Annotated in this window: 4 protein-coding genes; 2 read left to right on the top strand and 2 right to left on the bottom strand. The window is 44.2% G+C overall.

Annotated features, from left to right (window positions below):
* Positions 1-168: 168 nt before the first annotated feature.
* On the bottom strand, positions 169-1,152 hold the full coding sequence (locus tag NBH16_RS23010; RefSeq protein WP_005857389.1) for a lytic transglycosylase domain-containing protein: 984 nt from the start codon (positions 1,150-1,152) through the stop codon (positions 169-171).
* On the bottom strand, positions 1,127-2,470 hold the full coding sequence (locus tag NBH16_RS23005) for a T9SS type B sorting domain-containing protein (RefSeq protein ID WP_005857391.1): 1,344 nt from the start codon (positions 2,468-2,470) through the stop codon (positions 1,127-1,129). The genes NBH16_RS23010 and NBH16_RS23005 overlap by 26 nt, the downstream gene beginning before the upstream one ends.
* Before the next feature lie 104 nt (positions 2,471-2,574).
* Here NBH16_RS23005 and NBH16_RS23000 point away from each other — a divergent pair, with 104 nt between their 5' ends.
* Both NBH16_RS23000 and NBH16_RS22995 read left to right on the top strand, forming a co-directional pair.
* Positions 2,575-4,383 (top strand): PBP1 and LysM peptidoglycan-binding domain-containing protein, encoded by a 1,809-nt coding sequence (locus NBH16_RS23000; protein WP_005862770.1) that lies wholly within the window; start codon positions 2,575-2,577, stop codon positions 4,381-4,383.
* A 5-nt stretch (positions 4,384-4,388) separates the two neighbouring features.
* Positions 4,389-5,066, top strand: a complete 678-nt coding sequence (locus tag NBH16_RS22995) for a porin family protein (RefSeq protein WP_416919593.1) — start codon at positions 4,389-4,391, stop codon at positions 5,064-5,066.
* Positions 5,067-5,452: the final 386 nt, after the last annotated feature.

The following is a 5,452-nucleotide window of genomic DNA, read 5'->3' as shown; positions in this document are numbered from 1 at the left end:
GTTTGATTATTTTTTTGCAACACTAAGTTAAGTGAATCCTCTGACATGGCAAAATCCTGAGCAACTTTTTGTTGCTCAGGTACTTAAAAAAAATATTTTATAATAGTGTTGCGGAATTAAGGACCATCTAAATGAAACACTTTATTTTTTGTATCAATAAAAATCGGATCAATTCTCCGACACGACCCAAGCCGAATCGTATACTTCCGTATTCGGGGTCTTATAATACATATCCTTTTCTTGAGGAATGCTTAATTTATAGGTCTTCCCACCTGTCACCAACTTCCGATCACGGAGCCAAGGATTAAAACGTTTCAAGTCCGCATAAGTGATCCCATGCTCTTTAGCGAAGGCCGACAGATTCTGTATATCTTGGCTTACAGCCACGTCTACGGTAGGGATCGGCTTATACAGGTCACGGGCACGAAGCACAAAACCGTATTTCGACGGATTCTCGAAAATTTGCTTGATCGCCATGATTCGATAAATATAACGGGTAGTCTCCTCCACCAGCCAGAGATCAAAGGAGGAATCCGCATCTTGTTTGACCAGCTCACCGGATATACGTCCCATGCCGCCATTATAAGAAGCGGCTACCGCCGCCCAATCTCCATATTTCTTATAGGCGGCTTTCAAATAGCGGCAAGCGGCCCCAGTAGCTTTCTCCACATGGCAACGCTCGTCGACCGTCGGGGTGATTGTCAAACCATACTCCCTTGCCGTGCCCTCCAGTAATTGCCACATCCCGACAGCACGAGCCGGAGAGGATACACGGGGGTCCAAATGGCTTTCTATCACCGCTAGATATTTGAAATCATCGGGAATGCCGTTCGCCTTCAAGATCGGCTCGATCACCGGGAAATAACGGTTCGCCCGCTTGATCAGAAGCATCGTCGTAGAATGGAAATAAGTAAAGCTACTCAATTCACGGTCATAGGCTTCCCGCATATCATAGCGGGTAATATCGATTAGTTTCCCACAAAAAGGAACCGAGGACGGAACATCCGGAGACAGGGTCATGGACGAGACAACCGGACGGCTCTCTATCACTTTTTCCACGTCATTCGAACTCATCGAGATACATGCGGTCAAGCAAACGACGCCTCCACATAAAAAACTAGCTAAATTATTCTTGGATATTCTCATTTTCATCTTGAATTGTTTTAGGTCTAAGAATGTTTATATCGCCTTTTTCCTTGTACTTAATGCCATCGGAACCTTCGGCTTCTATCACATAAAAATACACACCCGGCTGAACGTATTTACCGCCCTTCTTTCCATCCCATCCTTGGGCCGGATCTGTCCAGTAATACATCTGTAGGCCCCAGCGATTAAATATCCATGCCTTAAATTTCACCAACGACTTATAGGCAACCCGGAACTCATCATTAATTCCGGGCGTGGTACCCGGGGAGAATGCGTTCGGTATCATCAGATAAGACTCCGAGATATCAATCTGAACCTCATCTTCCGTGCTGCAAGTAGTGCTTTGGTCGCTTACTTCCAACTTGATGATAAAAGTCCCGGATTGGTTGAACGTATAATCCACCTCCTCACCCGTAAAACGAACAACCGGATTATCTTCTTCCCCTTGCCGATAGATTTTCCAATTAAACAGGGCGGCTGTCGGCGTATTCGCGATAGCCGAAAATTGAACAGTGGCGGGAGCGCAATAACCGCTCTTCGTCGTATTCATATTCGGGGCCTCTTGCTCAATCAGCAACGTGTCTATATGAGCATCTACCGCAGCGGCCTGATATTCATCGATACAAAGCGTAACCTCCTTTCCAAAATGACGAGCGAAATAATCGCCTTTCACACAGATCTCCGTATCACACCAAGGAGCGGGAATGGATTTACCGAACAAATTGCCCTCGATGACCGCCGTCTCTTGTTTAGAGGTATATTCTTTTTTATCCGAATTATATTCCAATGTATTATAAATAACATCAAATTGGCGAGACAGTTCACGTCTTGTTCCCGTATTCGGCCAATAATAATAAATAGGTTGGATCGTACCTGTCCCAGCCAAGACCAATCCGCTACATGGATCGCTATTATCGGAGACATGCAGGTTGGATATGTTTAAGGTGTATTTGCTGTAATCAACGATCCAGACGTAACGAGATACGGCTCCTTCCTCGACAAAATAGCCATATCCCTCCTCTACATTCCGAATGGTGGAAGTAGTTCCATTTTGGGTGGAGGCCACCTTCTCGGCCTCCAATCGCTTGGTTTTATAACGATACCATTGATGCGAAGAAGAAGATGATGAGGTATAACTAATCGTCACGTTATCCATTCCATACACCAAGTAGACCTCAAGTCGCTCGGCGGAATCGCCGGAACTCTGCGTGGCTTTCATCGGACTACCACTTCCTCCCGTCACCACATACTGGGCACACGAGACAGCCGCTACAAACACAAAACTTAGCGATAACAGTATCTTTCTTAATTCCTTCTTTAGCATATATAGTCTAAAAATTACGGTTCCAAAATTAGGGAAATAAAAGGACATACGTAGCATGATAAGCAAAATTCACTATCTTTGTCACAAAATACTCCGAACAGCAAATGAACAAGATTAGTATATACGCATTGACGTTCTTTTTAAGTTTATCGAGCGTAACCGTTTATTCCCAAAAGAATAATAAGCAAGTTATTTTTACTAACGAACAAGGGAGCGATATATTTTATCATACCATCGAACGCGGACAAACCGTATACGCCATAGCGACCATGTATGGCGTAAGCGTAGAGGATATTTATCGGTTGAATCCGGAAAGTAAAGAAGGGATCAAGGCCGGTTCTACGTTAAGAATCCCGCAGAAGGACTCCGCTATCGCACCTTCCGGCAAAGCAGATAACTATACATACCATACGATCCAGCCGAAAGAGACCTTGTACTCTTTATCCATTAAATATTCAGTGCCCGCTACGGATATTATCGCCGCCAATCCGGGTCTCTCCACATCGACCTTTACGATTGGTAAGAATATCCGGATCCCGCCGACACGACTGGAGACCTTGCCTACTACGGAAAAAAAGACCGTACAGAAGGAAATGGAATATACCATACAGAAAAAAGAGACCATGTACCGTATCTGCCGGAAGTTCGATATTTCCAGCGTGGAGCTTTTAAGACTCAACCCCGAGCTGAAAAACGGAGTGAAAGCGGGCATGGTTATCAAGATACCGGTAGCCAGTGAAGAAGTGATCACCCAAAACATAAGACAGCCGGAAGAGCGTGAGGTGAACGCCCTCCTCTCTACTCCTAAAGATATAAAGAAGGTGAACCGTATCCAAGTCGCCTTATTGTTGCCGTTCATGACGAACGAGACAACGCAATCATCTGCGACCTCCCGTTTCGTGGAATATTACGAGGGATTGCTATTGGCGGTCGACAGCTTGCGAAATATGGGAACCTCTATCGAGCTATCGGTATATGATACTGGAAACGGTACGAAGAAAGTCAAGGAGATATTGAAAGAAGATGCGTTATCAAACGCTAATTTGATCATTGGCGCCGTACAGAACGACCAAATCGGATTGATCGCTGATTTTGCCCAAAAGCATAATATCAAATACGTGATCCCTTTCACCTCCAAGAATGATGATGTCTTGTCAAACGCAAATGTTTATCAAGTAAACACACCTCATTCCTATTTATACTCCAAGGCGGCACAAGCCGGATGCGATTTATTCTCGGATTACAATATCATACTTGTCAATATAAAGGATAAAGAAGAAAAGCCGGAATTTATCAAAGCCTTCAAGACGGAGATGCAGCAACGCGATATCCCGTTCAAGGAAGTAACTTATAAAGGGGATACTTTCGCCACGGATATAGAGGCAGCCATGGTAAGGGACAAGCGGAATGTGGTATTGCCAACCTCCGCCTCCTTAGATGCGGTGAATAAGATCAAGGCACCGCTCCGTATGCTTTCCGAGTTGAAAGAGGAGGAGAAAGAGCCTTATATGGTCAACCTATTCGGTTATCCGGAATGGCAGACCTATACAAGAGAGTGTCTGGAGGACTTCTACGCATTGAACACCTATATCTATAGTAATTTCTATGCGGACAACTTATCTCCGGAAGTCCATAGCTTTTATTCCGATTATAAAAACTGGTATAGCAAGAATTTAATCAACACATTCCCGAAATATGGAATCCTAGGCTTTGACACGGGTATGTATTTCCTAGGCGCCATCAATAAATATGGCTCGAACTTCGAGAATAATTTAGACAAGATCCATTATAAGAGCATCCAGACCGGATTCGATTTCCATAGAGTGAATAATTGGGGCGGTTTTATCAATACGAACTTGTTTATTGTACATTACAAGAATGATTATACGGTAACCCGCAGTGAGGTAAGATAATTGATATGATGACGAAAAAGATATTTGTAGCGATATTTCTGTGCATGGCAAGCTTATCGATTTGCCATGCGCAGAAAAGTACTTTTAAGCAAGAGCTTGCGGTTGGAGCGTCCTTCGGATTAAATTTCTCTAGCGTAAGTTTTGCCCCAAAAGTCCCTACGAAGATGAAACTTGGGTTTAACGGGGGAGCGACGATACGTTGGAATACGGAACCCAATTTAGGCATACAGGCGGAATTGAACTTTACCCAACATGGATGGGAAGAGAAGTTTGAGGAGAAACCTCAATATAAATATAGCCGTACGGTAAACTATATGGAGCTTCCGTTCTTGACGCACATCCATTTCGGAAGCAAGCGAGTGCGTGTATTCGTCAATCTAGGGCCTAAAATCGGTTATGCGCTGAGCGAAAGCACGGAGTCGAACCTTAATGGCGAGAACCCGAACGCGAACCGTCCGGACGAACAACATACAATGGAAGTCCAAAAGAAGTTCGATTGGGGGCTTTGCGGCGGACCGGGAATCGAGCTCCGCACCGGAATAGGCTCTTTCCTGTTGGAAGGTCGTTATTACTATGCGCTGGGCGATATGTTCAATAGCCGTAAAGGAGACACTTTCTCTAAATCTTCCAGCCAAATAATATCCGCGAAACTAACCTATCTGATTCCCATCTTTAGTAAATAAAGGGGATGGACTCGTGATATCGTAACAATCAATTGAAGATCTGTGCCGCAAGTAATCCCACTCACGGGATAAGAACGGTGGATAATATAGCCAAGCACCGGACGATCTGATCTTTTCACGAATGTGAAGAGATCTTTTCACGCTCGTGATACGATCGTTTCACCCTTGTGAAAAGATCATTTCACATCCGTGAAAAGATCTTTGGATACAGGCGTACAAGCTACTTCCGATAATACCTTTATCCAACAGGAAGGTTCTACAGTAATAAATCATGAACTATAATAAGAAAATTGAATACGGTTAACGATAATTAGCATGATTATGCAATTTATCGTGCATGGAAAGCTCGTCGGGGCTGACAGCTCAGCCCCTTGCCGCATGGCGTT

Source organism: Parabacteroides sp. Y3-G-102, from assembly GCF_023656845.1.
GTDB classification, from domain to species: domain Bacteria; phylum Bacteroidota; class Bacteroidia; order Bacteroidales; family Tannerellaceae; genus Parabacteroides; species Parabacteroides distasonis.
Note: the sequence above shows the minus strand (reverse complement) of the source record. Positions and strands in the feature narration are given on the sequence as shown.

Coding starts and splice junctions, on each gene's coding strand:
- NBH16_RS23010 (WP_005857389.1), bottom strand. CDS start 1,152: ATGAAAATGAGAATATCCAAGAATAATTTAGCTAGTTTTTTATGTGGA.
- NBH16_RS22995 (WP_416919593.1), top strand. CDS start 4,389: ATGATGACGAAAAAGATATTTGTAGCGATATTTCTGTGCATGGCAAGC.
- NBH16_RS23005 (WP_005857391.1), bottom strand. CDS start 2,470: ATGCTAAAGAAGGAATTAAGAAAGATACTGTTATCGCTAAGTTTTGTG.
- NBH16_RS23000 (WP_005862770.1), top strand. CDS start 2,575: ATGAACAAGATTAGTATATACGCATTGACGTTCTTTTTAAGTTTATCG.